Annotated in this window: 3 protein-coding genes; all 3 read left to right on the top strand. The window is 45.6% G+C overall.

The annotated features are described in order from the left end of the window. Window positions 1-931: acyltransferase family protein (locus tag WC615_RS23035; protein WP_372980371.1), on the top strand; the 931-nt coding region annotated here is incomplete at its 5' end. A 12-nt stretch (window positions 932-943) separates the two neighbouring features. After that, entirely contained in the window at window positions 944-2,491 is a 1,548-nt protein-coding gene (locus tag WC615_RS23030; RefSeq protein WP_372980370.1) for a DUF4832 domain-containing protein, read from the top strand. 14 nt (window positions 2,492-2,505) lie between these two features. Beyond that, on the top strand, window positions 2,506-3,319 hold an 814-nt coding region (locus tag WC615_RS23025), incomplete at its 3' end, for a TIM-barrel domain-containing protein (protein ID WP_372980369.1).

The following is a 3,319-nucleotide window of genomic DNA, read 5'->3' as shown; positions in this document are numbered from 1 at the left end:
TTTCTGGGATTTAGTTCAGCCTGCATTTATGTTCATGGCCGGCGCCGCGATGTATATTTCTTACAGCCGTAAATTAGATAAGGGCCAAAGCTGGCAGGCCAACCTGCCGCATATATTACTACGCAGCCTAAAGCTATTTATTTGCGGTGTAGCCCTGCATTGCTTTTATGCAGGCAAACCCGTTTGGGAACTTTGGAATGTGTTAACGCAGCTATCATTCACCACCTTAGTGGCTTACCTGATCATCGGCAGATCATACACCTGGCAGTTGGTATTTACTTTGGGTTTATTGATCCTTACCGAGGTTTTATACCGCACCATACTGATGCCGGGCTTTGACCAGCCATTTGTAGAAGGCCATAACTTTGGTGCTTACGTTGATACCCTGCTCATGGGCAAAATAAATAGCGACGGATGGGTAACTATCAACTGTATCCCAACCGCGGCACACACCATTTGGGGTGTTTTGGCAGGCAAGCTGCTCATTTCAAACAAAACCATCAGCTACAAAATAAAGGCATTATTTATAGCCGGTATCATTGCCCTGGTAATTGGTTTCGGGTTAGATCTGTCGGGCATTACACCTATTATCAAACGCATCAGCACAAGTTCGTTTGCTTTTGCATCGGTTGGGTGGGTGCTGCTGATATTGGCCGCTGTTTACTGGTTGGTTGATGTAAAGCGTAACACCAAATATGCCTGGGTCTTCACTGTTGTGGGCATGAATGCCATCTTCATTTACCTATTTTTTGAAACGGTAGGTGCGCAATGGGTAAACGCCAAAGTGGCCATTTTTACCGGCGATATGCTTCATCTTTTCCTGAATGTTCCTATAGGGGCAGCAGCATTGGTATCGGCTATTGCCGCATTAATTGCCGAGTGGGGCTTGTGTTACTGGCTTTATAAACGAAACATCTTTTTTAAACTATAAAAACCCTAAACCATGATAAAAAAACTTACAGGTTACGCCCTGAGCGTATCCCTTGCAGCTATACTGCTGTCTTCATCGTGTAAGGATAAAGACGCTAACCTTGTAAATGTTGAAAAGGTAAACGTTACTTACACCGAAACCGGTGAAGATTTTCCTAACCCCGAGCGTGGCTTTTACCGCTACTCTGAGGTACACTCAAGCAACTATACGGTACTGAATGAAGCAGAACTGAAAGCCTACCGCTCGCCGCAGGCTATCGAGTCTGCAAATTACCAGGTGGCAAGTACACTTGTTTTTAGGTATTATATTTTAGATGATGTGGTTAACCAAGCCATCTCAGCATCATTTTTAACCAACCTAAAAAAGGATTTTGATGCCGCGCGTGCCGCAGGCGTTAAGCTTATCCCACGCTTTGTATACACCGCTACGGCAAAGCCCGGTAACTGCCCCGAAGGTTTTATTTGTCCGCTTTACGGCGATGCGCCTAAAGCTATTATCCTTAATCACATCGCGCAGTTAAAACCATTGCTGCATGATAATGCCGATATTATTGCCTGTGTGCAATTAGGCTTTATTGGTGTATGGGGCGAGCAATACTACAGCGACTTTTTTGGCGATGCCTCGCCAAACGCAGCACAAGGTAAACTGCTTGACCAAAACTGGAAAGACAGGATAGAAGTGATCAAAGCCATGCTTGATGCCGTACCTGCCGACAGGATGATACAATTGCGTTACCCGCAGCTAAAACAACGTTATATTTATGGTGTTAACGCGCCGCTTACCTCGGCCCCATTAACAGAAAGTGGTGCTTTCAGCGAAACCGATATAGCCCGTTTAGGCTACCATAACGATTGCTTTATGGCTAGCAGTAATGATTTTGGCACATACGAAGATTATGGCAACAGCTCAACCCCGCGCGCATCTGACGGTACCGTGCTGAACACCCTTAAAGATTACTTTAAAGCCGATAGCAAATTTGTAGTAGTTGGCGGCGAAACCTGCTCTGACGATTACAGCCCAACCAACGATTGCGAGCCCGCCGGTAAGATCCAGGCGGAGTTTGCAGCATTGCATTACAGCTTCATTAACGCGCATTACAATACTGCGGTTAATAACGACTGGCAGGACGGCGGCTGCATGGATAACATAAAACGCAACCTGGGTTACCGTTTTGTATTACAAAGCGCTGTACTGCCCGATAATGTTGTTAAAGGTACTAACATGACCATAACCCTGAATATTACAAACCGTGGCTATGCCTCGCCATATAATAAACGCCCGGTCCAGTTGCTGCTGCGCAATACCAAAACCGGTGAGGTGAAATCGATAGACCTGGCAGCAGATGTACGCAGATGGTATAGCGGCGATGTAAAAGTTACCGAAAGTGTAGCCATCCCTCAGGATTTCCCGGCAGGCGATTACGAAATGCTGCTTAACCTGCCCGATGCTTATGCGAGCATTGGCAAAAGGCCGGAGTTCAGCATCCGTTTGGCTAATAATGATGTTTGGGAAGCCGCTACAGGTTACAATAAATTAAACCACACCATAAAAATTAATTAATAATACTGCTATAGATGATAAAGGCCTTTAAAATATGTCTGTTTTGTGTCGCGATGATTTGCACCAACGGTGTACAGCTTTACGCGCAAACAAGCATAGCTATCAAAAACGGCGAAAAATGGTTTGGGGGCGCGGTAAACGAAGCCCACCAGATGCCTTTTAAAGAAGGCTACAGCCTGGATATGTATGCCGATACCCGTGGCAACCAGGCCGCTCCTTTATTGGTATCAACCAAAGGGCGTTTCATCTGGAGCGAAGAGCCTTTTAAGTTTACTGTCGAGAACGATAAATTAGTTATCAGCAATGCAAAAGGCGCACTGACGATTGATTCGGCAGGTAAAGATTTGCGTGAGGCATTCAGGAATGCAGCAAAACGTTTCTTCCCGTCAAAAAATAAACTGCCTGATACGCTGTTGTTCAGCAAACCGCAGTACAATACCTGGATAGAGCTGGTTTATAACCAAAACGAGGCCGATATTTTAGCCTATGCAAAAGCCATTATTACCAATGGTTTCCCGCCGGGCGTTATCATGATAGATGATAACTGGGCCGATTACTACGGCAGGTTTGATTTTAGGGCCGATAGGTTTAAAAATGCTGCCGCAATGGTAGATACCCTGCATAGCTTAGGCTTTAAGGTGATGTTGTGGGTGAGCCCTTTTGTATCACCGGATACCGAAGTTTTCAGGGAATTGCTTGCGAAAAAGCTTTTACTGATGGCTAAGGGCGCAAACACCGGTAATCCGGAGAAATACACCGACAAACCTGCCATCATTGAATGGTGGAACGGCCACAGTGCGGTGCTTGATTTTACCAACCCAGATGCAA

Source organism: Mucilaginibacter sp., from assembly GCF_041663085.1.
Taxonomy (GTDB): Bacteria; Bacteroidota; Bacteroidia; order Sphingobacteriales; family Sphingobacteriaceae; genus Mucilaginibacter.
This window is presented reverse-complemented; position numbering and strand designations above follow the sequence as displayed.

Coding starts and splice junctions, on each gene's coding strand:
- WC615_RS23030 (WP_372980370.1), top strand. CDS start 944: ATGATAAAAAAACTTACAGGTTACGCCCTGAGCGTATCCCTTGCAGCT.